A 25,877-nucleotide genomic window follows, 5' to 3' on the forward strand; every position below is an offset into this window, starting at 1 on the left:
TGGCGGAACCGGCGCCAGAAGGCCGGCGGACGCGGCGCTAGCACCGCTTGAAACCCACCACGGGCGCGGCGCGTTTCCCACAGTGTAGCCGAAAATGGCGGTGCGGCCCTGCTCGCGACGCCACCTGCACGCCCGAGCCCGTTGGTGATCCGCCGCGCGGGCGTCGCGCTGAGCGCCCCTGCCAAGGCAATATTATCAGGTAAGATATGGGCGCTGCCGACCCACCTTCGCTGCCATGGCCCAACACAACCTCGTCGCCGCCGACACCCCGCGTTATACCCGCGCCGACTTCACAGCGCTGCGTTTCCGGCTCAACCGCATCCCGACCGACCAGATCCTGGCGCGCGTCTATGACGAGGACGCGCTGCATGCCGCCGGCATCGACACCACGGCGCAGCTGGAAGCGCGGCTCGACGCCATGCGCGACCACCTGGTCGAGCGCGTCTGCCTGAGCAACCCGTACCTGTCGGCGAGCCTGGCGGACGCGCGCCGCTTCAATCGCTGGCCGAAGAGCGCGATCGACTACCTGGTGCGCGCCGCCGACCAGGATTTCTCCGCGCCGCAGCCCGACGACCCGGTGTCCGCGTGGCTGCGTCCGATCGTGTTCCGGGCGCTGCGGCACGAACACATCCAGACGCTCAGGCAGCTGCAAGGCTACATCGCGCTGCGCGGCCGGCGCTGGTATTTGCCGGTGCCCCGGCTGGGGGCCGGCAAGGCGCGCGCCATCGAGCGCTGGCTGCAGTCCCAGGCGGCGACGCTCGGCCCGCTCGTGGTCGTCGACGACACGCCCCAGACGGCGCTGGTCGAGCTGGGCCCTGCGCTCGCGCGCAAGCTGGTGCCACTGGAGCAGGTCGGACGGATCGTGCCCGCACTCGACGGCAGCGCGGGCCGCAACCGGGCGCCGGGCTACTGCCTGATCGCGGCCCGCCATGACCTGGAGGCCATCCAGGCCTACCTGTCCCGCTTCCGTGACCGGGACAAGACCGCACGCGCCTACCAGAAGGAACTGGAGCGCTTCCTGCTCTGGTGCGTGGGCGTGCGTCGCATCGCGCTGTCCGGCGTAGGCGCCGACGATTGCGAGCGTTACAAGGATTTCTTGGCGCAGCCGGATCCGTCCTGGATCGGCCCCAAGGCGCCCCGCAGTTCGGCCCGCTGGCGCCCCTTTGCCGGCGCCCTCAAGCCGGAATCCCAGCGCTACGCGGTGCTGGTGCTGCGGGGCTTCTTTACCTGGCTGGTGGGCGTGCGCTACCTGGGCGGCAATCCCTGGCTGCTGGTCCAGGATCCGCTGACAGTGCGCCGGGAAGTGCCGATCACGGTCGAGAAAGCCATGCCGGCCCCACTGTGGAAGGCACTGGTGCAGCCCGATGGCATCCTTGACCAGCTCTGCGCGCAATGGCCCGCGGTGCCGGTGGCGGCGCCGCTGACCGCGAAGGATGCCGACGCACCCGGCGCCCAGTACCGTTTGGCGCGAGCGGCCGTGCTGCTGCTGGGATGCAGTGGCGCGCGCCGCGAGGAGGCGGCTGGCGCGCAGCGTTCCCAGCTCCAGCCGGTTCCGGAGCAGGCCGGCATTCCCGCTGGGCTGTGGGAGCTGGCGCTGCTCGGCAAGCGCCAACAGTGGCGCACGGTATTCCTCCCGGCGCGAGCCATCGACGCCTTGCGTACGCACTGGGCGGACCGCGGCCACGATTTCGAGAATCCGGACCAGGAACTCGCGCTGCTCTCACCGGTGGTGGTCCCGTCCACGCGCACGGCCCGGGCGAAGCACCTCAGCGAGGAGGACGGTACACCCGTGCTGAGCGGCAAGGGCTTTTCACCGGATGGGCTGTACCAGCTGTTGACGACGACGCTGGTTCGCATCGCTAACGATGCCACGCTGTCACTGTCCGAGGTAGAGCGAAATTTGCTGCGCCACGTCACGCCCCATGCGCTGCGGCATACGTTCGCCACGCATGCAGTGGCCAACGAGATGCCCGCAGATGTGCTGCAACGGCTGCTGGGGCACGCTTCACTGCAAACGACCTCGCTGTATGTCCGCGCCGAACGTGCGCGCGGCCTCGCTGCGGTGTCGAAGCTCTTCCCCAGTTAAGTGAGTTGGCTCGGAAGGAGATCAGCCGCCTGACTTGGCGCTGACGCTGCGGCTTGTGCGTGTCTACAGCCTTGCGGACGCGCGCCGCTGGCGGCTGCGAAGCGGCCTCTGCGTGGTCACAACTGTCCGGGGCTTCTTCTCGGACGGTGGCGTCGACGCACCATTCTTCATCGGAGATCCGGCCAACTGCCCGCCACGGGGAGTTGTCGCGCGTCAGTTCACACCCTCAGAACTCTGCTCCGGCCGTCGGGAATCGTCCGCTGGACTGAGGTCCTGCGTCGTTGTGCCCCGCTTTTGGGACAGCCTCTGCCCGGGCAGGGGAAAAAGCACCTCGTTTCGGCAAATCTCCCTGAATAAGTGTCCCGAGTCGGGACAGTCCTGGCTACCGGACGACTTGGGTCTGCCGCCAGCGTCGGTGTGATGTACTAGTTCGACCAACAACTGGCTGGCAGGCTCGTTGGCTCGCATCCCTGGGGCAGCAACGGCGCTCGCCGGAGGACAGCCCTGCTAACGGCCACGGGGATAGCCGTCTCAGTGTCCCAAGTTGGGAGCTTTTCGTGCGGGTCCATCGCGTATCAGCTTGCCGCCGGTCAGATCATTGCCCACCCGATCCGTTGACCGATCGCACGTTGCCGCACCGTGCCCGGCTTCGGCGCAAGGTGCGCCTGCCCCTCGTGCTCTCCGTTCGCCTCCATGGCGACAACTGTGCTGATTTGGGGGCAGCCGGCAATATCACTGCAATGTGCTTTACCTATCTGCAAGCCGCCACGGCCCTTGGCCTTGTTCCAGATCCCCGGCTATCGCCGTGCGGACGACTGTCCCAACCTGAGGCAATCGCCTGCAGTAGCTCAACGCAGGCACGTGGCTGTCCTGTACGCATTTCCCGCTGGGTAGATGTCGCTGACAGAGATCCTAGGACGTATTGGCCAGAGTTGGGACACTCCCTGCGAAGCCACGGGTCGGGAACAGCCTATTTCGGTAGTTTTCATTGATCACGTGTCCCGAGTCACGACGCTTTTAGCTGCGGCCCGACGCTGATCAATGCCAGCGTCGTGGCAACGCGCGTGGCCGGCCTGTTGGTCACGAGGGCGTCGGCATCCCTCCAAAAGGCTGCACCAAGGCTCGTCCGCGATAGTTGATCGAAGCCAGGCTATAAAGCCCGCCAAGTGTCCCAAGTCGGGACAGTTTCTTGCACGTTCCATGGCATGTCACCTTGCCGCCTGACAGACCACTACCCGCGTGGTGGACTCCGTTGATCGGCTCGTTGGCGGCCCTCCCTTAACCCAACGCAGCCCGCGCCCCAAGGCGCGACGCCTAAGCATTGGCCATTTGTGCGCAACGATGGAGGCATTTGTCCCGACTTGGGATAGTCACCGACAACATGTCCCGGCGGTGCTTGCGCCTTGCCACTGATCAAGTGTCCCGAGTCGGGACACTCTTAGCCACGGCCCCGACTCAGGTCTGCCGCCAGCGTCGTGGCAACACGCGTGGCCGGCCTGTTGGTCGCGAGGGCATCGGCCTCCCTCCAAAAGGCCGCGTCAAGGCCTTCCGTGATAGTTGGTCGACGCCAGGCTATAGCCAGCTCAGTTTCCCAAGTCGGAACAGCTTTTACAGGTTCCATCGCGTGTCACCTTGCTGCCTGACAGAACACTACTGGCGCGGTGGACTCCGTTCGTCGGCTCGTTGGCGGCCTCCCATTTGTCCAACGCAGCCCCGCCCACAGGCGCGGCGTCTGAGCATTGGACTTCCAAGCGCTACCATGGAGGCTTGGGATTGTCACCGGCAATATGTCCCAGCGGTGCTTGCGCCTTAGTTGTCCCACTGACAGTGTGCACGGCGCCCTGGTGTCCCGAGTTGGGACAGTCCCTGCGAAGCGGAACAGCCAGATTGAGCAATCCCGCCTGAATAAGCGTCCGGAGCCGTGACAGTCCTGGTTGCTGTATGGAGTAAGGTACCCCAGCGTCGGTCCACACTGAAGGTGCGTTAGGATCGCTGGCCTTGCCCCAACCCTGCGCTCAGACTCGCGTGAACCGCTGGTGGTCGCGCCGCCAGATCTAGCCACCCCGGTGTCCCAAGTCGGGACAGTTCTCCCGCGTTCCGTCGCGTGACACTTTGCCGCCGTGCGTCGCGCTGCCCACGGGACCGACTTCCCCGGATCGCCTGCGTCTCGCCACTTTAGCCAACCTCGGTGTAGCAACGCTCGGTGGAGCGCCTGAGCGTTACCATGGGCGGGTGTCCCAACTCGGGACAGTCTCCCCCGTCCGGCCTTCGGGACCACTCACTATTATCGAGGCCAACAAGTTGCGAACACTCGCCGGGGCTCTCGGTGTGACCGCACATCGGCCAGATCCAAGTGTCCCACTTGGGACAGTTGTTGCAATGCACCGGTCACTGCAGCACTCCCGCCTTTCGGTCCTGCTCTCTGTCCCCTAGAGGGCAGAGGAACTTCCCGCGTGGCGTCCCGCCTGCATAGCGCTGGAGCGAGCAAAAGCTCCCGGTAGCCGCTAGTGTCCCAACTCGGGACAGCTATCCGATTTCTAGGACCGTGCAAGCGTACCCTGCCCGACACGGTAGCAGCGTGCCAGCCGATTTGCCGATCGCGGCCAAATAAAAAGCCCGCCATGCGGCGGGCCTCCTTGTCACGTCGTGTCAGCTCACTTCGGCAGGTGGTGGAACGTCTCGCTGATCAATTGGCGAATCTGAGTCTCCAGCGCCTCGCTCAGTGCACCGGACTTGATCTTGACGGTGAAGCCGTTAGCATCCTTGGTAATCGAGCCGGCATGCTCCTTACCGGCAAAGAACTTGTCGATGCTTCGCTCGCTCGCTGAGTTGGCGGCTTCAACTCGACGGGTTGCCAGTGCTTTAATCGCACTTGCCGCTCTGCTCTGGTCCATCTTGCCGGATGCCACCAGAGCCCAAATTTCCTTCGCCGCTGCATTGCCGGCTTCACCATACTTTCGGATAGTCGTGACGATCGCGTCGGCCGCCGTCCCGCCGAGCAGGGTAGGCTGAAGATCCAAATCCCGGATTACAAAGTCGGGAAGTTGCGTAAAGCTTAGGAATCGGTAAAGGCCGCTTCTGGACAACCCGAGGGCCTCAGCCAGACGTGAGCGGGACGGGAATTCCTTCTCGGTCTGACGGATGGACAGCGCAATTTCATAGTCCGAGAGATCATCCCGGCTAACGTTCTCCACGAGCGCCAAAACTGCCATATCGGCGTCAGACGGCTCAGCGACCACCGCTTTGATGGTATCGGCGCCCAGCATCTTGTGGGCCCGCCACCGGCGCTCACCTGCCACGATCTGATAGCCCGATTCGGCACGGCGCACCACGATGGGCTGCATCAACCCAACCTCTCGGATGGACTCAGCAAGGTCCGAGAGCTTTGAATCGTTGAAGACGCGCCGAGGCTGCCAGGGGTTCGGCACGATGTCAGCAACCGCGAGTAGCGACGCGACGCCTGCGGCCTCGAGCTCCTGCACGCGCATCTGTGCCACGGCCAGTGCGCCAGCCAATCCCGGGGCCGTCTGCGTGCGATCGTTGCGCTTGATCTCGTCCTTCTGGATTGCCGACGTCTTCCGGATACCAGCCGTCTTCGCCAATAGCTGTTCTCGCATATTACTCATTGCGCGCTCCTCCATTTTTCTGCGTAGATTTCATCCAACCATCGGCAATAGTCCACAATGGGCTGGCGTACCCGCTGCAGTGATTTTGCAGCGCTATGGGTACTACTCACGTCGAATACCGTTGAGAAAGCCAGGGCCCCCGTGCTCATCACAGAGCTCGCGGGCACCTCGATTGAATGCAGCCAGCTCTCATAGGCGCTTTGCGCCCACGCGCGGACAATAGGTGCAGAGGACGTACGTCCATAATCGACCCTTGACAGCAGCAACGACACGAAATCGTATTTCTTGTCCGCTTCGTATTTGATGAAGCTCTTGGAGACATCCGAGAACAGGCGCCAGAATGACAGCGAGCTAATAAAATCCAGGTTCTCCGGCACCATCGGCATGACCATGGCGTCCGCCGCCAGCAGGGCATTCAAGTTCATATAGGAAAGCGAGGGCGACGTGTCCATGAGGATGTAGTCGTAGTGCTTCCGTAACGGCTCCAGTCCCTCCCTGAGGACAGTCCAGAAGCGGAAGCCCGGCTTGACCTTTTGCATGGCAGGCAAATGAAACTCTGCTCCGATCAATTCGGTGTGCGCGGGAATGAGATCCAGGCCGTCCCAGTACGTCTCTTGCACTTGGGACAGCAAGCCCCCCTCAATCTGCTGATCGTAGATATACGGCAAAACAGAGTCTTCCGGCGAGACGTCTTTCTCGGCGTACAACCCACACAGTTCCGAGAGCGACGCCTGCGGATCCAGGTCCACCACCAGCACTTTTCGGCCGCGCAGCGTCAGTCCTTGGGCAAGGCACATCGTGGTCGTAGTCTTGGCCGAACCACCCTTCAGTTGGGCCGTGATGATGATTTTTCCTTCGGGCTCCCGAGTACCGGTGACTAGTGGTGTCTGGTAAATGTCCGAAACTTTCTGCACCCACGTGCGCGCCTCCTCCAAGGTGAAGGTCCGGGTGCGTCCAGTTCCCGCCGCAGTGCCTGGCGGCAAATCCCCATCGCCCTTGGTGGCAAGGTATTGCACCTGGGAATGTGAGATGTTGCACATCTCCGCGATCTCCCCGGTCTTGAATACCGGGGCGGTTTTTCTGGGGCGCGGCGCAAGGATCGTCTCACGCAGTTCATCCGTGAAAATGGTGACCTTTTCCGCGAACTGGGATATCTGCTCAAGCGGCACAGTCCGATCGACTGCAGGAAGTTGGCTCGTTTTCACCATTCTGAGGTTTTTCCGCAAAATTCTGGAAAGCTCAGAATACAGGAAACGCTTGAGCAATGCTTCATAAACTGTTGTTTTGGAATCCAACTTTTTCTACAAACAACAATTTTGCACAGATTTTAGGCAACGAAGGGCGTCTAGGCCTGCACAGCCCTATACAAACGGTCTGTGCACAAGCTGCCTTTGGGTGCACGGGCACAGCCACCCAGCACAAATGACCTCACCATGCCTGGTCGATCCAGCGGTCGTGATGCGGATTTCCAGCTGGGCGGAGTCTTAATACTGGGATTCTGCACAATTGACCTCACCTTGCCAGTTGAGCCTTGGGTAATTGGCCCCACCGCTGTTCGCTGGGCGGCGCGCCCTGTCCTGTCACACACGCTTTGTCCACGGTGCCTCGACCGATGGATATCCGTGGCAATGGCAAAGGTGAGGTCAATTGTGCGTGTTCGGCACGAGCTTCATTTGGCCCGCACAATGAACCTCACCCTAAATGAAACCTCGGAGGCGTCTTGCACAACCGACCTCACCTTTGGAGCAGCTCAAAGAACCTCACCATCAGACGCCTATTAGCACGGGGGGAAGGGGAGCAGCGGGCCAGTTGCAGTTCTTGCGAAGAACGATGCGACACGTCTAGCTCGACGTCGGTGTCAACGGCTGAGCGAACAAGGACGCCAGGGTTAGACGGTGAGCTGTTCGTATCCATTTGCCGAGGCACAGCACAGTATGCGAGCGAACGGGCGTGGCCCGTGCCCTGTTTGTTTGCTTTTTTTTGAAAGTAAACCCACCGACAAACAAACAGGAAAAATCAAAACTGTTTCTAATCAAACACTTGATGCTATCAAGGTGAGGTGTGATGTGCCGAAGGTGAGGTATGTTGTGCCGCAATCGTGTGGTTTGTTGTGATAACAGAGTGAGACTTATTGTTCCGCAAGGTGCGAGTTCTTGTGCCGAGCCCACGAAGGTGAGGAACGTTGTGCGGGATCTGTGGATATCCCCGCTGCCGGCAGGCTGGACGCGCAGGTAGCCGCTGCCCGTCTTGCGCGACGGTGAGGTCCATTGTGCGTAGGGTGAGGTTGATTGTGCGGACTCTGCAGGGACAAGGCCAAGACCACCGATACCGTGTTCTATGGTGAGGTTCATTGTGTTGAGAACCTCACCATCACGTGCTAGAGTCACCCCAGCCCAAAAAGAAGGGAAGCACAAGTATGGCGGCCGAGAATCCTGTGGAGATCAAAGCGAGGACCACGCCTCGGCAAATGGCGCTCGCATTGTTCGAAGACATGTTTGACCTCGGCACGTCCATCAACGAGGCGAACCGCGAAATCGGCTATCAGCGCAATAACTTCTTCACGGAAATCGTGAACATGGGGCTGGCGGCGCGACGGTTCCTCGATGCCGCCTACTTCATCGTAGCCCAAGAGCCGGACGTCCCTGATCAGTATGACGTTGAGCTAAACTACTTTAAATGGCTGATGCGGTATGACAGCCGCAACCTGAAGCATCTGCGCACCATCGCCGATGAAGCTCAGAACGCGAAAATCCGCGTTACCAATACGCCTTCGGACCGTGAGCCGGCCGAGGATGACATCTGGGTACAAGTTCAGCTAATCGGCATGGTGGCGATGCACCGTGGCCGCATCCGCTTCGACGTGCACCACAGCCTGATCCCACACATTCGAGACCCGCGCAAGTCGCACTGGCTAAGCCTGCGGATTTCAACAGCCTTTACTCGCAGCCTGGCGCGCGCCATCTACGACAAGGTATTACCCAGCGTGCCTGCTGGGCGTACCGACTGGATCAAGCTTGACGAGATGCGAACCTGGCCCGGCAAGATGGGCGCGAATGCCAGCATCTTCAAATACTTCAAACGCGACTGGCTCGAGCCGGCAGTCCGGGAAATCAATGAGATCTCGGACATCGAACTGTCCTACGAAACCCGGACGGAATCGACGTCATCGAAGAAGGTGGACCGGATCCGCTTCCAGCTACAGCGCAAGGACACGGCGGACGCGGTGATGGCCAGCCTGTCTGACGCGAGCCAGATCTACAAGATCCTGAAGGACGAGTTCAACCTGTCCACACGCCAGTTCACCGAGATATCCGAGAATCGGGAGACGTGGAATGACGACCGGATTCTGCAAGCAATCGAATACACGCGGTTCAAGCTCAACCGTGGCCAGGTGAAGAAGAGTCCGTCCGGCTACCTGATGAAGGCGTTGCGCGACAACTGGCGCATGTCGGAAGCCGAGCGAACCATGGTTCAGGTCCAGACAAAGCTGCTCACAGAGGAAACGGAGACAGAAGCGGCCAAGGCTGCAGTTAAGACCTCTGTTGAGCGCAGCGTTGCCTCGCGGGACGAAGAGACGCGAGCACGCATGAACGAAGAATCGGCCCAAGGTCGCGCGCATTTTACGTCCGCCGACGCTAAAACTCGCCGAGAGTTTATTCGGACTTGGCTGGCGTCGCGCGAAGGCAAGCTTGTACTGAGGCGGATGAAGCTGGAGCCTGCCTCCGTCTCCGAAGACGTCATCCTGACGACACCAGATCTGTCCTGGTACCTTGGACAGTTCGTGTTCGGTCGCATGGCATCCGCCCGCGCGTGAGATAGCGGATACTCTGAGTGTGGGCCGACACCGCCGCCGTGCAGCTTTCCGATTTCTTAGCCCAGTTCTTGTGCATGCTGTAGCCCGCAGGGTGGTACCCAAGTCATTGTGAATCTCACGGCTCAAGCACGTCGATCTTGGGTGTTCCCTTGCCGCGGTGGGTTGTTCATGCCTTGGTTCTCGCCATTGACAATAGCCACGCAAAGAAACTCGGTTCGAGGAGACCACCACCGGCCGGCCATTCGGCTGAAATCGTTGCACCAGTCAAACTGGCGAGCCTCCCATGTCGTGGAGTCGCGCAAGTAGCGGTTTCCGCAGCGCCATCTACCGCGACGGAACGAAAGGTTGTGCCACAGTTAGCCCGCGCGCCTCCGCCCGACATGCAGAGATGACTGCCTGTTGCGCATTAGGCTGCGGATATCTTCAATGGCCGCGTGGGCCACTGCCGACGATGGTTGCCTTGCTTGGGTCGTCTGAACGACGCCAGAGCCCAGCCCGGCCACTCTGTCCATCTCGATGAGCCAGGCGCGGGCCTGCTCATGCCGCAATGAACTTCGACGACCGTTGGCGTCAGTGATCACAATGGACGCTGAATCGACCTCACAGGTTGAGCCATCCGGTGCCGAAACCCGCTTGCCCTGGTACTTGGCCACGAGTTCGGCAATCTGCTGCCGCTCTTGTGTGGCTCGAGCCTCGGCTGCACGCTCTTCGTCTTCACGAGCCTTGCACGTTCGAACCACATGTCCATAGTCAGTCGGCTTGTCGAGGAGCGACTTAAGGTATGCGAACAGTTCGCGCCCCTGAAGCGGCCTGAGCGCATTGCCAGCCGCCGCGACGACATCGGACAATCGATGTCCAGCCGTTCGCGCAAGCCGCATTAATAGGAACAACGCCGATGTCTTCAGCGCTTGGTCGCGTACGAGGGGCGCCAGGTCCATAGGCACGGCGCGGCCGTCAATCCGCAAAAAGGATCCCGGCCCGGGATGTTTCTTCGTAGAAGACTGTTTGTTCTTGTTTACGCCACTCACCGGTGCGAGACCGGTAGACGCTCTGGACTCATCAGAGCGGGCCGGAACAGTTGACCGAAGGTCGCGGCATGCGATTCCAATGCAGCGGAGTAGCTTTGCAGAGAACCGGATCCGCCCAACGACCTCGAGTTGCGCCATTGTGCGACGCTGGCGCTCACGCTCGATAAGACCGGCATGTTCAAGCGTGCCAAGCGCTCGATAGACAGTGGCTTCACTGATCCCGAGATGTTGGCCAATCGTTGCCTTCTTTATGAAGGCGAGCGCGGAGGGGTCCTTCTGGTTCAAAGCGAAGCGGACGAGCGTCGCCAGTACCTGACGGCTCGTGATGTGCAAAGTCCGAAGCCCATCGGACTCGTAGACTAGCGCGATTGCTCTAAGAATCCGCTCCGGTAGCCGGTTGGCATCGAGCCGCGCCGCCATGGGTTGCTGGCCGTCGGCGGCCACAGAGTCAGGAACGTGCGACGTAGCGCCGCAGCTTGTTGTTCTTCGGGCAACAGGAAGCCCGTCGAAGCCAAATTTCATCTTCGATCAGCGCAAACTTGGGAAGAGAGCATTGACAGCGAAGGCGCGGGCTTCGTACACTCGATCCGTCATGTGGGTCGAGTCAATTTCGAAGCTTTTGACCTCTTTTGCCTATACCGATGAAAAGCCTGGAGCTGCAACTCCAGGTTTTTTTTCGCTTGTTGAAATACCTAGTGGTTCATCCACTTCTCCGGTAGAAATCCGTGTGGCCACGCCGTACTTGCGCCGCGGCGGACAGGTAGAGGATTGGCGTGCAGTTCAATCCAGGGATTCGTTGCGAGCAAGCCCGACGTCATCCCTCTTGGACTTGCTCGCGCTTGCTGGCAGCAAGCACCGGATCACAGCGCCACAGCGCTTGCATCGTCATGTAGCGGTCGACGCATCAAGACCTGCCTCCAACACAAAGCGAGAGGTCGGATTCTTCTTCGCCATCGATAGGCGCAGGTCTTCACGTGCTCTCGTCACGGCCACGTAAAACAGGCGCCGCTCTTCCGATTCGGTGCTTTTCTCATCCGGCACCACGGTTTCCTCGGCTCGGATGATCCATACCCGATCCCACTCTAGCCCCTTGGAGCTGTGCATGGTTGTTAGGATCAGCGCGTCCTGCGCCGGCTCATTGTTGTTGCGGCGCAGGAACTCCAGCCGGTCCGAAAATGGACCATTGAGTCGGGACAGTACGTCGAACGTCGTGGTCGTGGCCCGACGGGCAGGATCAGAGTCGGTCTGGTGCATCATCCATTCGTACACTCCTTCCAGCACCAGCGAATAAAACTGCCGGTCGCAGAGCGATCGCCACTCGACAAGCCGTTTCATAAGTTCCCGATAGCGATCCGCCGATGCTTCCGAAAGGCCCAGTTCCAGGAGCTCTTTTCTTTGGCGCTGTTCTGTATTCGCGCGGCCCTTGCTGTGCAGGAGCCGTAGTTCTTGGGTATCAATCCCGACAAAGGACAGCAGCGCGTCCACACCGGTACTCTTCGTCTTCTGGACCAGTTCCAGAAGATTGCACATGAGGGCGGCCTCAGGCCGGTTCAGAATCGACTTGCCGGACGCCCGAAAATACTTGACGCCATGCGATCGGCATATCGCCTCGACGGGGTCGAGAATGCGGTTGGTACGGGCAAGGACTGCCGCCGATTGCCCGTTCCTTACCGCCGCCGTCAGATGCTCCATCGCTGCGACAGCCTCGGCATACTCGTCAGCGAACCGCTGGAACTGAACCTTCCCGCCGGGACCCTTGTGCGCAACCAGTTCCTTTGGGATCCTGTCGCGGTTATTCCGGATGATTCGGTCCGCCGTCCCAAGAATCTCTGCGTGGCAGCGATAGTTGTTGCCTAACACCACTGACTGCGCGTCAAACTGACGAATAAAAGATTCCATTCCGCGGAAGCCCAACGCTGATCGGAAGCCATAGATGCTCTGGTCATCATCGCCAACAACGGTCACAATCGATCCGGCCTGAGCATGCGAGGCGATCCACTGATATTGGAGAGGGTCAGTGTCCTGAAATTCGTCGACCAGGAGGTACCTGAACGGATACGGCTCGATGGTGCCGTTCTGCATGCCTTCCACGGCTAGCCGAAGCATGTCCTGGAAATCAATCTTGCCGTTTCGCTCCAGTGAGTCCTGGTAGCCACGGTAAAGCACTTCTTCGACGCTGCCGCTTTGTACCTGGCCGAAGTTGGTCTTAATCGTTTCGACCGCCGCGATGGCGTCCTCCACCTTCCAGTCCAACCCGAGGTCAGAGAGAACCTGGATCAGAAGCCCGGTACGATCGCCATCGGTGGCGATGTCTGGCGCGCTGCCACCGTCGCGCCGTCCAAGCTGCTTATAGGCAAGAGAATGGAACGTACCAGCAAGCAGTCGTCTTTTCGTCGCTGCTCCGGCAAGTGCGAGGATCCGCTCGCGAAGCTCGACCGCGGCGTCCTTACTGAACGTCACTGCGCCCACAGTCACATGCGGATCCGCGAGCAGGACCGCCGTCTTGGCAGCGATCGTCGCCGTCTTTCCAGCCCCAGGTACCGCCACGGCGAGGCAGTGCTGACGCAGGTCCACGACTTCGCGTTGTGCGGGATTGAGGACTGCTAGTACCTTTTCGAGCGACATTGGAATCCCGTTGTGGTGGCTGGTGATAGCACGTGTGAGCAAGTGCCCCGAAATACGACTACTAGGCAGATTCGAGGCAGTTGGGGCGCTGATGTAGGTCACAAGGTGATAGCAAGTGACCCCACGGGGTAACTTGTTGCCTCTGGGGTGACGTGCTCACACCAGGTGACACTTGGGCTTACATCCCGCGCACAGTCGTCATCAGCTTCAGGTGCGTGGTGTAGCTGCGCAGCCCCAGCGGCTGGAACTTGCGCAGGAAGCGCGTGACTTCGTCGTTGACGTCGCTCTGGTCACGGATGCCGTTCCAGACCATGAAGTCGAACTGGTCCATGGTTTGATCGAACTTGATCAAGATCTGCAGTGCCCGCACGGAGAAGCGCGAATAGGCTTGAACCTCGAGCGAAAGGGAGGGGCGCTGGATTGTCGGCACAAACACAATCTCGTCTTGTGCGCGCATTTCCTGTTCTCGTTGTTCGCGGTAGGCTTTCGCCACGCGCAGCTGCTCGTCGACATAGTCCTCGATCTTGGAGAGTTCGCGTTCAAGGTAGTTTTCGAGCGTCGACAATTCAGAGCGCGAGAACGTGGCGGCACCGAAACGCTGCAGGTTCAGCGACATGCGGTTCATGTACGGCCACCATTGCTCGAACAGCGGCCGCAGGCGGGTGTGATTGAGCTTGAGGGCTACTGGCACAACCGCCGCACCGGCAAGTTCGCGATTGAGGATCAGGAGGCCGAGTTCGCGGCGGCGACGAACGATCGCCTGGCGGTCCTCGGGCGCCAAGTCCCGGAAGAGCTTACGCGTGCGCTCCACCTGCGCCTTGCGCTCCTCATGGTCCGCTGTCGAGATCAGACCTTCCTGGCGCAGTGCGTCGGCCGATTGCTCCATCTCTGCGAGCTCGGTCTCTACGTCGCCAGAACTGTCTATTGCGCCAAGCGTTGGAGACGTCGCGACGAGCGGCGCCACAGCAAGGTCGGTCGGCCCGGATTGCTGCAGGGTCTCTTCGGCGGGGGTCAAATCGATCGTGGTCATTATGATTTCTCCATTTAGAGGCCGGGCAACCGGCCTTGGTCGTCGTTACGGGACCGGCTACTTGCCGACATGGAAAGACGCCGCAAGGCGCCAGCAGAGCAGGCCGATCAGGCAGACACCGAAGGTCCACCAGGTCGCCAGCATGGGAAGGGGTAACAGCAGGGCCGACGCTCCGAAGCCAAAGCAGAGCATCAACCCGTGAGCCGCAACGTGAAATGTCACCGGGTTGGCGAATCCAGCCCCGGCGGCGCGAATCTTTCGCGATACGGTCCCATCGTTGAACAGCGCAACGAAGAGGATGATCGCGCCGAATACCCAGTGATGAGCCACCGACGCCCGATACACCGCGCGGTAGATCGTCAGCCAGAGGTGCTGCATCCAATTTCGACCGAAGGCGGCAGCGCCCCCATCGGAGAAGGCGGTCTGGGCGTCGGAGCCGGAGAACGACGCCTTGACGACACCGCTCTCGATAAACCATTTGTGAAAGCGGGCATTGGCCATTGACACGGCGATATCGGCCATGTCCTGGCCGAGCACGCGCTCAACCGACGCTTGCTCGGCCTCACTGATCTCGAAGGCGCTTTCGTTCGGAATGAATGGAGCGAGTGTGCAGATCATCAATGGCGAGACGATCAACCACAAGCGTACGTGCGAAGCGAAACGGCTGTTGGCCATGTCAGATCCAGCGCAGCGCCAGCCATAGCGGCAGGCTCAAGAAAGCAAACAGAGCGCCCCAGAAGATAGCCGGCTTGTCTACCGAAATCTTGATGAGCGCAAAGCATGCCGCAGCCGCTCCGCTGGAGAAGGACTGGGGCATATCCTTGGCAACTTGCGCCGGCGCCGTCAACCATTCGTGCATGTGCAGCGCGAGCGCGGGGTCGACACCACAGAGCCTGGCGGCAAGGCGAGCGGGAGCCTGTTTGAGTCGGATCGCCGCCCGGCGCGCGTCAGTGTGCAAAGTTGCCAGCGACATCGTAGTTCTCGAAATAGCGAGTGAAGGTGTAACCCGTCAGGACGCGGGCGGCGAGCTGAAACGCTGCGCAGCGTTGGGTGATCTCGCCAGGCGCTGGCTCGTCGACGACGCGGCAGACATAGCCCTCCGGCTGGCGCTGCTCGAACGCCGGAATGGATTCGTGAAACGGATACCAGACGTTGTACTTTTCGCCCTTGAACGCGGCATAGCGCTTGCCATAGAGCTCGTGAGCGCGGGAGAACAGCCCCATCATGAAAGCGACATTGGGATCGCCGTGCTTGCGCGCGTTGCGCCACGCTGTGATGCCATCGGCGAGCATTTCCTTGACCAGCGGCTCATCGCTGACGCGGAAATTCACGCCGATGTAGTCGACTACCCGCGTGCAAATGTCATCGAGGTCCGGCGATAGCGAGAGCACCGGCGAGAGCTTCGCCGAAAGCTTGTATTCCTTGACGATTTGTCGGAACAGGCTGCTGCGCATTGGTATTAGTCCGTGATAATGGGAATTCGACCCTGGTAGACGGCGCCACCAGAGATTCGCAGGAAGTACTGCAGGTTCGGCAGTTGCATGACCAGGTCGTGCGGAATGAGCGGCGCCTTCTCAAGCTGAGCCGATCGAGATACCGAGCCGCTGAACTCGCCGACATGGGCCTCCGTACCGGTGCTGGTGCTGCTTGAGACGACCAGGTTGCGGATGGCTGTGGTGCCGGCTTTCTCGGAGAACCACTTGGCCGTGTCGATGTCTTCCAAGCGTAAAACGATCTGGTTGTTCAAGTTCCCCAAGACCTGCTGCATTTTCGCCACGTTTCCGAGTTTGGCCGTAAAGTCCGAGCGGGTCTGGTAAGCCACGAACGCCCTGAAGCCGGCCCCGCGGCCCTTGTTCAGCAACTGGAGCAACTGCTCGTTGATGGCCTCGGCCGCTTCGTCGACAACCAGGACGATCTCGGGCGGCTTGGCGTAGAAGTTGTAGATCGCGCCGGCGACCGACGCGATGTCGGCCAGCAGCATCGACATGACTGCCTGCGCCACCATCGAATTGGATAGCGAATCGGCGCCGACATAGAGCACTGCCTTCTGCTTGATGACCTTGTCGATATCCCAAATCTCGCGGTTATCCTCAAAATCGTCAGCTTTGGGCGCGAGCATCAGTCCGGTCTCACCGGTGGCGAGCATCTGCAGAAGGGGCAGGGCAGAAGCAATGATCCGGCCATAGTGGTCGCGGTCGTGCTGAAAGGTCGAGATCAGGCCATCGATCGTCTCGTGCCCATTGCCGAGCTTGGCGAATCGATCGATATACATACTGACCATGGCATCCAGGCGCGCACCGCCCGGCTTCTGTGCGACCTTTTGCATGTACGCAGTGACCTCTTCTTCCCAATCGGACTTGCCGGCTTCTGGGAAGAATCGCTCCAGCGCTCGCTCGAGCAAACTATTGATGCCGTTTTGCGCGTACTGCAGGATCGACCGCAGGTTCGGCTTGTCGCCCACGTACAGCTCGCCCTTGACGGAACGGTCAATGAACAGGAACGCGAACTGGCGAAACGGTCCTTCCTCCATCAGCTGGGCGATGCGAGTCGGAATCTCCGACGGCTGGGACCAGTTCTCAAGTGGGTTCAGCCGGATGGATTGCGAGGGCGCCGCCTGTTTCCAGTACAAAAACTTTCGTCCGGTGCGCTCGCATTCACGCTTGCACCGTGCCGCCCAGTCGGGGTCGTTCTTGGGGTCGATCGCGATCAAAACGTCATTGGGGTTGTGGATCACCTGCGTCGAGATCAGTTCGAATGTCCGTGTCTTTCCTGACCCTGTGGTGCCGCTGATCGACGTGTGTCCGCCCATCGCCTTGTAGTGAAATGGGATGGGAAAGCGCAGCGATTCCATGCCGCCGATCCACGACTTGCCCTGTGGCGAGCAGTCGGCGATGCTGTGCTCGGGGGCGAACGCCTTCTCTATGGCCTTGACGGTGTCCTTGGGAAGCCATTTGGGCAGGCCCGGGATATCGCTCGACGGCATGCGCAGGATGTCATGGGCGATCTGACAGTGCTTCTGAGTCCATTCGTAGCCGGTACCCAGATACATGGCATCCTCGTCCTTGTCCGCGGACCGCAGTCGTCGGCTCTGCACAAGAAGGTCATCGATCTTGGTCAGGGTCAGCCATTTCGTGGAGATGGCAAGCCGGAACCGCAGCGCCCGCCACACCTGTGTGGAGCGAACGAGCAGGAATGCCAGGCAAACCAAAGAGAAGTAGGGCCCGTTGGGCATGCCGCTCACGAGCAGCAGCAACGACGCCAGCGCCCAGCCGACCGCGGCCCGGAACTCGTAGATTGGGCGGAAGTGGTTGATGTAATGATTCATGCGTCAGTTTGCAGGGCAGGCATGAACAGGTTTCCAACTTCGTCGACCAGGAGTATGTCTTGCCCCACGATCTTGTAGAGATGCTTGAACTTGCGCAGATGCTCAATCAGCGTGTCGGAGGCGATGCCATAGTTGCCGAGCGAGCGCTTGCTGATGGCAACCTTTCCCTCAACGCGTGTCACCTTGGTCTTGCCGGCGGCCGCGTCCTGCGAGAGCGCCTTGAAGAACTCGCGCATGAGATTCGAGGTGCCAGCGAGCGCCTTGAAGGGATCCTCTGGTGTCGGCTCCTTGCGCAACGAACGGGCTCCGTCGAGTTGCACCACGTTGCGAGATGGCTCAACTTGCGCGTGCGTTACGCCGGCCGCTGGGGGGCCATCTGCCGCATCAGGCGAATTCGGCTCGCTACCTGTCGCTTGCGGTGGCGACTCTGCTTCCGTCTTCGTGGCATCCTCGTTCGCCAGCGGCTGTTTCACTGATACCGTCGTAGCGTCGGCTGCATCGGCGGCAAGGATGTGGGCCGACGGCGCAGGTGTTCCGTCCGGGGCAAAGGCGGCACGACGGGCCTTCACCTCGAACTGGGTTGTGGTGTCGATCGCTTGCCGCACAACCTTGTGCAGGAGCGTCTCCAGCCCGGACGGCCGTGGATCGGGGTTGATGGCGCCGAACAGTTCGGTGAGCACCTGGCTGTCAAAAGCGCCCAACCGGTCGGCCCCCAGAATCTCTCGCGCAAGCAGCGCCGTGCGCATCCGTTCGATCGGCAACGGTGCCTCACGACGCGTCACCTGGTAGGTGTCAGCGCCGAGCCAGCTGCCGAACGCCCCGTGTGCGGCAGGAACCCATTCCGCCCCATCGCGATGCCGGAAGAACTGGAAGTGGCGACAAGGCTCGTCCAGCCGCGAACAGCAGGCAGCCAGGAAGAGCGCATACAGGTACTGAGGCCCAAGCTGGCGTCTGCGCTCCGACGTCTGGTCCGCGGCAAACTTCTGGGCGCCGGAAAGGCGCATGGCGAAGTAGGCAGCTTCGACCGTGGCACGAAACGCCCCGCCGGGCTCGGCGTGCTCAGCCGCCCGAAGCGGCATGCTGGAGAACCATGCGGCACAGCGCTCCAGTACGCTCAGCCACTTGCTCCTGAAATCCGACTCGTTCGTTTCGTTGGCGTATTGCCGAACCAGCGCGATGCGACTATCGTGGGCCGCCAGCAAGTCCGTTGCAGGCAAGGGCTGATGGACCGTCATTTCTTGCCTTTCTTGGCGAGGAACCCGCCGATGCCGCCAGCTGCCTTCATGCCCAGGCGTGCGGCGGCGCCACCGCTCAAGCCGCCCCCCGATCCAAAGACCGCACCGGCCATCTTGGGAATCTCGAGTGCGACCAGCAGCATGAACAAGGCAACACCAAGGGCATAGGCGGCGCCAGCCAAAGATTTGGTACCAATGCCAGCCTGATCGACGATCGTGGAAGTGAAAGCGCTTGAAACGAGTCGCGCCATGATGGTTGAAATGACGATATACATCGAAGCGCCGATCATGAAATCGAGCCAGGACATGAAATAGCGCCGTGTGTAGTCGGAGAATGCCAGGGCGACTGCCAAGGGGCCGATGACGATTCCCACGGCGGCCTGCACCTCTCCCAAGGCAATATAGAAGCTGTACATCAGCGCTGCCACTGCGCAGACTACGAACGTAAAGAGCAGAATCAATCCCGAAACTGCCACGCCGATCATGCTGAGGCCGTTTGCCGCGTCCATCGCCTGGTTGTACGAGTCCAGGAATCCCGCGCCCACCGAGATGAGAGTCATCGCCGGATTGCTGGATCGTGTACCGGCGATCTTGTTGGCCAGCGTCGTGAACCAATCATAGATGCCTGGCGTAAATTGGCTGTATCCCACATAGACGGAGGCGAGGATGCCGAGCACCATGATGGTTTCCAGGATGTCCGTCCACGCACTCGTCGGGTTGTTTGTGCCTGCGAAACGGATGGCGGCAAGCGTCAGCGTAATGAGCGCCAAACCGTAGGCCACCTTGTCCGTCTCCGATCGGATGGTCTGACTGAGTGAGGTGGCGCCCCCGATCAGGCCGGTGCGGAAAGAGTCGAACTGCCCAATCCAACTCTTGAGGGATTCGGCAACAGTGCCCGTCTGACCCGAGAACGAAGGCGGGGTCTGGGAAGCCTCTCCTGACTGCGAAGGGGCTCCGGTATCGGAACTTGCTGCCTGAGCAAAAGCCGGGGCGGTGTGCAAGAGCACCGCGGTGACAAGCAGAATCAGTAGGCGCAACAGCATGGCGTTTCGTTGCACCCGGATCAGTCAGCTTGCAGCTTGCGGGAGAACACGCGCGCGCGCAGCTGCTTGAGTTCTTCATCCTGCGCGATCGTAATCGCGCGCATGGCCTCAGCGCTTTGCGTCTCTTTTGCGACGCTCTGTTGGTCCTTGTCCGCGTCGGCTTGAGCACGAACGCTCATGAGCTGCAGCAGATCCGAGTTCTGGCTGGCGAGAACGTCGAGCATCTGGTTGGTCGTCTGCGCCGCGGCCTGCGCGGTGGGCGAGAGCTTAATGTTCGATTGGATCTTTTGTCGGCGCTTCGCCACGGACTGTGTGTTCTTGAAGATTTGCTCGCCCAAACTAAACAGTGCCTTGGCGGTCTTGTCGCCATTGCTCAGCAGCGCGCGTTGGTCCTCGAACCATTGATCCTTCGTCTTGCCAGAGGCCACGACCATGCTATGAATCTTCTTCAGATAGTCGGCATTGTCCGAAACGGTGCCGTACAGGTCCTTGAGCGTGGTGCCGTAGATCTCGTACTTGCCGATTTCTTCCGTGATCGAATCCAGTTGCTCCATGATGGCCCCGGCGTCCAAGCCGGTGGCCTGAAGAAGCTGGTTGGCCATCATCTTGTACTGGTACATGATGTTGGTATTCTCGTAGACCTCGGTCTTTAGGGACTGCATGGCGGTCATCGTAGTCTGAACCAGGCCCACCCAGTCGGTGACGGGCAGGGCGGCGTGGGCAGACGAAGCCCCGAGAGCCGAGGTTGCGATGGCGATGTTGGCGATCCACTTCTTCACGTTGAGATTCTCCAAAGTTATGCCGCGCGCGCGAGCATTTCGCGCACATAGCGGTCCTGCCAATCGGATTCCCCCGACGCGTAGTGCTTGTCGCAGATGGACTGCGCGACACCGTCCGAGCGCAGCATGGCCACCATCTCGTCGGAGAATGCCGTCTGCAGCATCCGGGTCTGGGTATTGGTGATCAGGAGGTAGTCGCGGTTAGGCACCGCGTCTGAAATCAGCTGCACCTGGTCGTCGGTTAGGCCGAACTTCTCCTTGTAGAGTTCGGGACTGGTCTTGGCCTGGCTGTTCGGCAGATAGATCCAGTTGGCGATGTTCTCCTTGAGGATCTCGAAGTTCGCCACGCGCGCAATCTGACGCAGGGACTGGGTCGCGGACCAGATGGCGCCGTTGAGCTTGCGGATGGTGGTGATCCAATCCTCATAGCGCCGATAGAATCGCTCGTTCTGGAAGAAGAAGCCGCATTCCTCGACCTCGATGATCGTGTAGCGGATGCCATCCATCGACTGACTGATCCGGTAGAACGCATAGTCGGCGAACAGCACCGCCGCGCGTTCGTACTTCTGGAACAGTTCACCCATCTCGATACATAGGTTGTCACTCACGGCGAAGGCGTCTTCGGCGTGATCGAAGAAGTGCCCGTACTGACCACCCTTGAGCCAGATCTGAAGCCGCTCGCGCAGGTCGGCATGCAGCATCGTCGAGAGCGAGCTGAGGGTCCAGCGCTCGCGAGGGTAGCCAGCCAACAGCTTGACGGCCTCAAAGAGGTCCTGAACCTGCTGAGGCGACAGCGTGAAGTCGTCATCCTCGAGAGCGAGCTTCAGCCACTCGGTGATGTAGGTGAAGTTTTCCGGATTGGCCAGCAGCGACAACGGATTGACCGGCGTGCTGGTCTGAAACTTCCCGGTGACGTCAATGAACGTACCGCCGCTCAGCAGCGTGGGAATGCGTGTGGAACGGTCCTTGTCGAAGCGAATTCGCCGCGCCTTGTGCCGGTCGCCTTGCGACACCAGGAAATTCAGGAACACGGATTTGCCGGCACCGATCGGGCCGATGACGAACAGATGACCATTGCCGCCGCGCTGATGCATGTCGACGCGCTGGATTGTGCGGTGGCGTGTTGGCAGGCAGGTCAGGGGGGGAACTTCCGCCCCGGTCTTCTCGCTCAGCCACGCGTTGTAGGAAGGGCCTTCTAAGACCGAGCGAACCGGCGCGATGTCGGATATGGCCGGCGTTTCGACGAACTGGAGGCGGCGTTGCTTGTCCCAGCGACCAGGCAGGGTACTGTTCCAGGCGGGCATCAGGTTCGCCTTCTCGCGGATCGTCCCAAAGCCGGCGTTGGTCAACGCACCGACCACCTCGCTGACGGCGTCCTCGCATTCACCTTCCGAATCCGCGTAGACAATCACCGAGATATTGGCAAAGCCGTGCTGGATTCCCTCGGCGGTGAGCCGCTTGAGCGCGTGTCCTGCCTCCTTGGCAAGTTCCTCGCGGCCTTCGTCGTTCTCGCTTTCCTCCTTGGAGACGTACTGCTTCATCATGGACCGCAGGTTCACCGCGGCCATCTTGTAGAATCGGCGGACCTTCTCGATGTAGGCCGTGGCGCGCGCGGTGTCCAGAAAGCGGTACATGATGCAGACGTCCAGCTCCGCATCCACCTGCATCAGGCTGTCAAGCGCCGCTTCCTGGAAGCTCATCCATTCCTTCACCGCGACAACCGCGGCATAGCGCTTGCCGTGGGCGGATTCGAATAGCAGTCGCTCGGCGCCCACCGTGACCTCGGATTCTGTCAGGTGCGTGTCAAGCAAAGTGACCGGATACCGGATGCGGCGCGGCGGCACGCTGGGATTGGCGACCTGGTGAAGCGCCGCATAGCTGTCCTGCATGGTGAGGCGGGTCGGCTTGATGCGCGGTATGCCGCCGGTAAAGGCATCGAGCATGGCCTCAAAGCGCCGGGTATCCGCGTGCATCCTTTCCATATCGAAGGCAAAGGCGCTGCGAGACAGGACCGTGTCTTTCGCCGCCTCAACGATGGCGCCATAGACCGACCGCCCCCCGACCGTCATGTGATACCCAATTTTCTCGAAGAACTTTGCGATGCCCGACTCGGGGGTGTAGGCAATACTGAGGGCGTGCGTGTTCCGGAAGTACCGCCCGGTGGTCATATGCGCACGGTTCAGCGCGTTGAGCCGCGCGTCCGCGCCGTTGCTGAAATCGCCGTCGATGAAGCCGGTAGTACGGCGGTGGGACAGGCGCCACCAAGCGGTGATCCGATTGTCAAAGGACCGGCAAGCCTGGTCGAGCTGGTCGCGCGCCGAGGTAATGTCGCTCGCATCAGCGCTATCGGCGTCGACACCCCGAAACTCATACGTCGCCAGAAGTGATCCATCCTTGTTCAGGATCAGCTCCGGCGTAATGGATGTTAGCCACGGCGCGATCTCGGCCAGCGGCCGGCGTTTCAGTTTCAGCATGGCAGGTCGCTGTCAAAGCCGTAGGGCCGGCGAAACACCGAGTGAGACTTGCCGTGCCAGGGCACGGATTCATACAAGTCGCCGTACATGTTGTAGACGTTGAGAATCTGGTTCCACCATGGGTCACGGCTGGTCAGCCAGGCAAGCAACGCATGGTTGCAAAGGCCGCTGACAAAGATCGCAACCGGAATCTCCCAGCCACTGCGGTAAGTGACATAGATCAGCAGCGCGACGATGGTGCCGTTGGCGATGGCAAGCCCGCGTACCGCGCCTGCGATCAGGCGAGGCATCGACAAGCCGATGCTCACATGGTGTTTGCGCATGTCAGAACCCGGTACAGGCGGCGACGATGTTCAGTGTCTTGAGGATCGACGGCGCCGCCGCGGCAAGGCCTACGCCCACGCACGCCCCCGAAATGAACTTGGACAGGCTGGACTCCGCATTGGCATAGGCGTACGCGCCGAGCACGATGACGATCAGGCCAATGACGAAGAGATACTTGGTGTTGATGAAGGTGGCGATGCCACAGATGAAGTTGCCGAGATTGCCGAGGAACGAATCGTCCGCGGCGGCGGCGGAGGTGGCCACCGCCATCATGCCGATGAGCAACAGGATGGATGGCGCATACTTGCGTGCGGTGGCACGTGTGCGCAGGGTGAACGGGGAGGTCATGCGGAAGGACTCCTGAGGTTAGAAAACACGTTGGAATTCGTAGTCGTTGTTGCGAAAGCCCTTGATCTCAATGATCTCGGAGAGCACGCGCATGTCCCCCGATCGCTTCATGTGCACCACGTAGTGAATGCAGTCTGCGATGAGCCGGCGCATATCCTCGACCCTCCAACCGGAGCCGGGTGGGATGCCGAGGAGGGCCATGCTTTCGAGACGGGACAAGGCCATGCGTGGGCTAGGTGCGTGAAGAGACCCCATGCCGCCGTCGTGACCGGTGTTGAAGGCCTGGAGCATGTCGTACGCTTCACCGCCGCGGACTTCACCAACCAGGATCCGGTCGGGCCGGAAGCGCAGGGAGAGCGCAACCAGATGCTGGGTGGTGACCCCCTTGTCGGCGTTGGAAAGCAGCCGCACGACGTTCGGCACGCTGGGCTTGAGTTCGGTCGTATCCTCGATGGTGATGACGCGCTCGTCCGGCGGGATCTCCCCAACCATGGCGTTGAGGAGCGTGGTCTTGCCAGAGGACGTACCGCCTGCGACCAGGATGTTCTTGCGTTGTCGGACAAGCTCGCCGAGCGCTTGGGCGAGTGCTTCGTCCTCGACCGAGCCGCTGAAGATGGGCGTTTCGGATTCCGTGCGTGCGTTTCGAGAGGAGAAAGCGCCGGCCTTCACGTAGTCCGACAGGCGCATGTTCTTCTCGCGATGCCGCCGGATGCTGAGCGCATGGCCTTCGATCGAAGTTGGCTGCATCACAGCGGCAATCCGTAGGCCCTTGTGACCTGCGTTGATGATGCCCTGTGCCGTGCCACGGACCGCGGATTTCTCGACTGAGGAGGCCAGAGACCGGATTGCCCCTTCGACCTTGAAGGGATCGAGCTCGACATCGAGGCGGGTCATGACGCCGCGTCGCTCCACCCAGATGCTGTTGTGGCGGTTGATCATGACTTCTGCGACATCATCGGCGTGGATGGCGTCGTGCAGCGGCGCCAGCGATTCGAAAAACATCGAAACGGCGCTATCGGCCAGCTGCGAAAGTTGCAGAAGAGGGTGGTTGGTGGACGCTGATTCCATGCCCGCTATTGTTGGCGGGCAAAGTCTGACGCGGCGGACCGAAAACTAGGCCATTTTCAGGAGCATTCGACGGAGTCTGCAGCGTGTGGCCGTCCCGTCCTCGCGAAAAGGAACATGTTCCTTCCAAAATCAGCGAAAGACGCGGTCGAAACCTGAGCATTCGAAGTGTGATGCGCCGACGCCATCGCTCAGCATGAGGAATCGCCAGAACAGCATCGGAAACCTCGTTCGCTCGTTAGCATTGAAGGTCGATGCCAAAAATATGGAAAGCTCTGCAAAATGGCATAGCTTTCGAGGCCAGGTGGAGGGCAATTCGCTGATTCAATTAGCGGCATCCCAAAGTCCTGCCGCCACATGCGCTTCTCTCGCAAACACACCGACAAAGCCAAGCCCCTGACCGTTGCGCCGGGCATGTATGGCGAAGAGCGTCCGGAGCAAGTCATCTTCGATCGGACCACGCGCATCACCGTGGACCGCAACCACTGGAAGCTCGCTACAGCCGGCGCCGCATGCCTCGCGCTCGTCGCGATTCTGACCCGGGAGCCGCCGCCGTCGGTGGTGAAGGTCGTGGGCGTGTCTGCGGATGCGACGGGCAAGCCCATCACGCGCGAGCTGGACGCATTCCACCCGGATGAACGACAAGTGCAAGCCGCGCTGAAGGATCTTGTGCAGCGGTGGTTCACCATCGAGCCCATCCTGACGCCGCAGGTCGAATCTTCGCGCATGGCTGCGAGCCTGCGTTCGGTGCGAGAGCAGATGCTGGGATCGGCGAAGGAGCAGTTCAAGGCATGGGTGGACGAGGATGAGCCGTTCCGGCAGGTGATGGCATCGCCAACGCTCACACGCGAGCCCAGGTTCACCAATATCGCAAGCCTGCCCGACAGCACAGTCGTGGTCGAGTTCGTCACCACGACAACCGAAGACGGATACAAGCCGCGCAAGCAGCGGTACGCGATCACCTTCCGCTACCAGGTCAAGCCGGCCGACAAGGAAGCCATGCTCGGCACGAATCCGTTTGGCGTGTTCCCCATTTTCTTCTCGATCCAGAAATCCGCGGCCTGAGCCGCAACTA

19 protein-coding genes are annotated in these 25,877 nt (G+C 60.7%); 3 read left to right on the forward strand and 16 right to left on the reverse strand.

Going from position 1 to position 25,877, the window contains the following annotated elements:
- Nucleotides 1–235 precede the first annotated feature (235 nt).
- Entirely contained in the window at nucleotides 236–2,086 is a 1,851-nt protein-coding gene (locus ACIP1U_RS15735) for a phage integrase family protein (RefSeq protein ID WP_400316437.1), read from the forward strand.
- Between the two features lie 2,654 nt (nucleotides 2,087–4,740).
- On the opposite strand, the gene ACIP1U_RS15740 is transcribed toward ACIP1U_RS15735, so the two are convergent.
- On the reverse strand, nucleotides 4,741–5,712 hold the full coding sequence (locus ACIP1U_RS15740; RefSeq protein WP_400316439.1) for a ParB/RepB/Spo0J family partition protein: 972 nt from the start codon (nucleotides 5,710–5,712) through the stop codon (nucleotides 4,741–4,743).
- A complete protein-coding gene (locus ACIP1U_RS15745) occupies nucleotides 5,709–6,920 on the reverse strand; it encodes a ParA family protein (RefSeq protein WP_400316642.1) in 1,212 nt (403 codons plus the stop codon). The genes ACIP1U_RS15740 and ACIP1U_RS15745 overlap by 4 nt, the downstream gene beginning before the upstream one ends.
- 1,208 nt (nucleotides 6,921–8,128) lie before the next feature.
- Between ACIP1U_RS15745 and ACIP1U_RS15750 the strand changes: the two genes are divergently transcribed.
- Nucleotides 8,129–9,526 carry a replication initiation protein gene (locus ACIP1U_RS15750; protein ID WP_400316441.1) on the forward strand — a complete coding sequence of 466 codons (1,398 nt, stop codon included), beginning with the start codon at nucleotides 8,129–8,131 and terminating at the stop codon, nucleotides 9,524–9,526.
- A gap of 356 nt (nucleotides 9,527–9,882) precedes the next feature.
- Here ACIP1U_RS15750 and ACIP1U_RS15755 read toward each other — a convergent pair whose 3' ends face one another.
- From ACIP1U_RS15755 to ACIP1U_RS15820, 14 genes are all read right to left on the reverse strand, one after another.
- Nucleotides 9,883–11,076 (reverse strand): helix-turn-helix domain-containing protein, encoded by a 1,194-nt coding sequence (locus tag ACIP1U_RS15755; RefSeq protein WP_400316443.1) that lies wholly within the window; start codon nucleotides 11,074–11,076, stop codon nucleotides 9,883–9,885.
- 363 nt (nucleotides 11,077–11,439) lie between these two features.
- On the reverse strand, nucleotides 11,440–13,179 hold the full coding sequence (locus tag ACIP1U_RS15760; protein WP_400316444.1) for an ATP-dependent helicase: 1,740 nt from the start codon (nucleotides 13,177–13,179) through the stop codon (nucleotides 11,440–11,442).
- Between the two features lie 178 nt (nucleotides 13,180–13,357).
- Nucleotides 13,358–14,209, reverse strand: a complete 852-nt coding sequence (locus ACIP1U_RS15765; RefSeq protein WP_400316446.1) for an ATPase — start codon at nucleotides 14,207–14,209, stop codon at nucleotides 13,358–13,360.
- Nucleotides 14,210–14,266: 57 nt separating this feature from the next.
- Nucleotides 14,267–14,884, reverse strand: coding sequence for a DUF4400 domain-containing protein (locus tag ACIP1U_RS15770; RefSeq protein ID WP_400316448.1), 618 nt, complete (start codon nucleotides 14,882–14,884; stop codon nucleotides 14,267–14,269).
- A 1-nt stretch (nucleotide 14,885) separates the two neighbouring features.
- The gene (locus tag ACIP1U_RS15775) at nucleotides 14,886–15,182 is read right to left on the reverse strand and encodes a hypothetical protein (RefSeq protein WP_400316450.1); all 297 of its coding nucleotides are present in this window, start codon (nucleotides 15,180–15,182) and stop codon (nucleotides 14,886–14,888) included.
- The gene (locus ACIP1U_RS15780; protein ID WP_400316452.1) at nucleotides 15,157–15,663 is read right to left on the reverse strand and encodes a hypothetical protein; all 507 of its coding nucleotides are present in this window, start codon (nucleotides 15,661–15,663) and stop codon (nucleotides 15,157–15,159) included. The genes ACIP1U_RS15775 and ACIP1U_RS15780 overlap by 26 nt, the downstream gene beginning before the upstream one ends.
- A 5-nt stretch (nucleotides 15,664–15,668) precedes the next feature.
- Nucleotides 15,669–17,534 (reverse strand): conjugative transfer system coupling protein TraD, encoded by a 1,866-nt coding sequence (gene traD / locus ACIP1U_RS15785; RefSeq protein WP_400316454.1) that lies wholly within the window; start codon nucleotides 17,532–17,534, stop codon nucleotides 15,669–15,671.
- Nucleotides 17,531–18,769, reverse strand: coding sequence for a TraI domain-containing protein (locus ACIP1U_RS15790; protein ID WP_400316455.1), 1,239 nt, complete (start codon nucleotides 18,767–18,769; stop codon nucleotides 17,531–17,533). The genes traD and ACIP1U_RS15790 overlap by 4 nt, the downstream gene beginning before the upstream one ends.
- Nucleotides 18,766–19,812 carry a type IV secretion system protein gene (locus tag ACIP1U_RS15795; protein WP_400316457.1) on the reverse strand — a complete coding sequence of 349 codons (1,047 nt, stop codon included), beginning with the start codon at nucleotides 19,810–19,812 and terminating at the stop codon, nucleotides 18,766–18,768. The genes ACIP1U_RS15790 and ACIP1U_RS15795 overlap by 4 nt, the downstream gene beginning before the upstream one ends.
- Before the next feature lie 20 nt (nucleotides 19,813–19,832).
- A complete protein-coding gene (locus tag ACIP1U_RS15800) occupies nucleotides 19,833–20,591 on the reverse strand; it encodes a conjugal transfer protein TrbJ (RefSeq protein WP_400316459.1) in 759 nt (252 codons plus the stop codon).
- Between the two features lie 17 nt (nucleotides 20,592–20,608).
- Nucleotides 20,609–23,065: a VirB4 family type IV secretion system protein gene (locus ACIP1U_RS15805; RefSeq protein WP_400316461.1), complete on the reverse strand. Its 2,457-nt coding sequence runs from the start codon at nucleotides 23,063–23,065 to the stop codon at nucleotides 20,609–20,611.
- Entirely contained in the window at nucleotides 23,059–23,388 is a 330-nt protein-coding gene (locus ACIP1U_RS15810) for a conjugal transfer protein (protein WP_400316463.1), read from the reverse strand. The genes ACIP1U_RS15805 and ACIP1U_RS15810 overlap by 7 nt, the downstream gene beginning before the upstream one ends.
- Nucleotide 23,389: 1 nt before the next feature.
- Nucleotides 23,390–23,737 (reverse strand): TrbC/VirB2 family protein, encoded by a 348-nt coding sequence (locus tag ACIP1U_RS15815; RefSeq protein WP_400316465.1) that lies wholly within the window; start codon nucleotides 23,735–23,737, stop codon nucleotides 23,390–23,392.
- A gap of 18 nt (nucleotides 23,738–23,755) precedes the next feature.
- Complete coding sequence (locus ACIP1U_RS15820; protein WP_400316467.1) at nucleotides 23,756–24,805, reverse strand: CpaF family protein; 1,050 nt, start codon at nucleotides 24,803–24,805, stop codon at nucleotides 23,756–23,758.
- 354 nt (nucleotides 24,806–25,159) lie between these two features.
- On the opposite strand from ACIP1U_RS15820, the gene ACIP1U_RS15825 reads away from it, so the two are divergent.
- A complete protein-coding gene (locus ACIP1U_RS15825; RefSeq protein WP_400316469.1) occupies nucleotides 25,160–25,867 on the forward strand; it encodes a VirB8/TrbF family protein in 708 nt (235 codons plus the stop codon).
- The last annotated feature ends 10 nt before the right edge of the window (nucleotides 25,868–25,877 follow it).

This window comes from Cupriavidus sp. NPDC089707 (genome assembly GCF_044748965.1).
Lineage (GTDB): Bacteria > Pseudomonadota > Gammaproteobacteria > Burkholderiales > Burkholderiaceae > Cupriavidus.

Excerpts from the sequence above, each read along its gene's own strand:
- ACIP1U_RS15735 (WP_400316437.1), top strand. The coding sequence starts at position 236 with ATGGCCCAACACAACCTCGTCGCCGCCGACACCCCGCGTTATACCCGC.
- ACIP1U_RS15740 (WP_400316439.1), bottom strand. The coding sequence starts at position 5,712 with ATGAGTAATATGCGAGAACAGCTATTGGCGAAGACGGCTGGTATCCGG.
- ACIP1U_RS15745 (WP_400316642.1), bottom strand. The coding sequence starts at position 6,920 with ATGGTGAAAACGAGCCAACTTCCTGCAGTCGATCGGACTGTGCCGCTT.
- ACIP1U_RS15750 (WP_400316441.1), top strand. The coding sequence starts at position 8,129 with ATGGCGGCCGAGAATCCTGTGGAGATCAAAGCGAGGACCACGCCTCGG.
- ACIP1U_RS15755 (WP_400316443.1), bottom strand. The coding sequence starts at position 11,076 with ATGAAATTTGGCTTCGACGGGCTTCCTGTTGCCCGAAGAACAACAAGC.
- ACIP1U_RS15760 (WP_400316444.1), bottom strand. The coding sequence starts at position 13,179 with ATGTCGCTCGAAAAGGTACTAGCAGTCCTCAATCCCGCACAACGCGAA.
- ACIP1U_RS15765 (WP_400316446.1), bottom strand. The coding sequence starts at position 14,209 with ATGACCACGATCGATTTGACCCCCGCCGAAGAGACCCTGCAGCAATCC.
- ACIP1U_RS15770 (WP_400316448.1), bottom strand. The coding sequence starts at position 14,884 with ATGGCCAACAGCCGTTTCGCTTCGCACGTACGCTTGTGGTTGATCGTC.
- ACIP1U_RS15775 (WP_400316450.1), bottom strand. The coding sequence starts at position 15,182 with ATGTCGCTGGCAACTTTGCACACTGACGCGCGCCGGGCGGCGATCCGA.
- ACIP1U_RS15780 (WP_400316452.1), bottom strand. The coding sequence starts at position 15,663 with ATGCGCAGCAGCCTGTTCCGACAAATCGTCAAGGAATACAAGCTTTCG.
- traD (WP_400316454.1), bottom strand. The coding sequence starts at position 17,534 with ATGAATCATTACATCAACCACTTCCGCCCAATCTACGAGTTCCGGGCC.
- ACIP1U_RS15790 (WP_400316455.1), bottom strand. The coding sequence starts at position 18,769 with ATGACGGTCCATCAGCCCTTGCCTGCAACGGACTTGCTGGCGGCCCAC.
- ACIP1U_RS15795 (WP_400316457.1), bottom strand. The coding sequence starts at position 19,812 with ATGCTGTTGCGCCTACTGATTCTGCTTGTCACCGCGGTGCTCTTGCAC.
- ACIP1U_RS15805 (WP_400316461.1), bottom strand. The coding sequence starts at position 23,065 with ATGCTGAAACTGAAACGCCGGCCGCTGGCCGAGATCGCGCCGTGGCTA.
- ACIP1U_RS15810 (WP_400316463.1), bottom strand. The coding sequence starts at position 23,388 with ATGCGCAAACACCATGTGAGCATCGGCTTGTCGATGCCTCGCCTGATC.
- ACIP1U_RS15815 (WP_400316465.1), bottom strand. The coding sequence starts at position 23,737 with ATGACCTCCCCGTTCACCCTGCGCACACGTGCCACCGCACGCAAGTAT.
- ACIP1U_RS15820 (WP_400316467.1), bottom strand. The coding sequence starts at position 24,805 with ATGGAATCAGCGTCCACCAACCACCCTCTTCTGCAACTTTCGCAGCTG.
- ACIP1U_RS15825 (WP_400316469.1), top strand. The coding sequence starts at position 25,160 with ATGCGCTTCTCTCGCAAACACACCGACAAAGCCAAGCCCCTGACCGTT.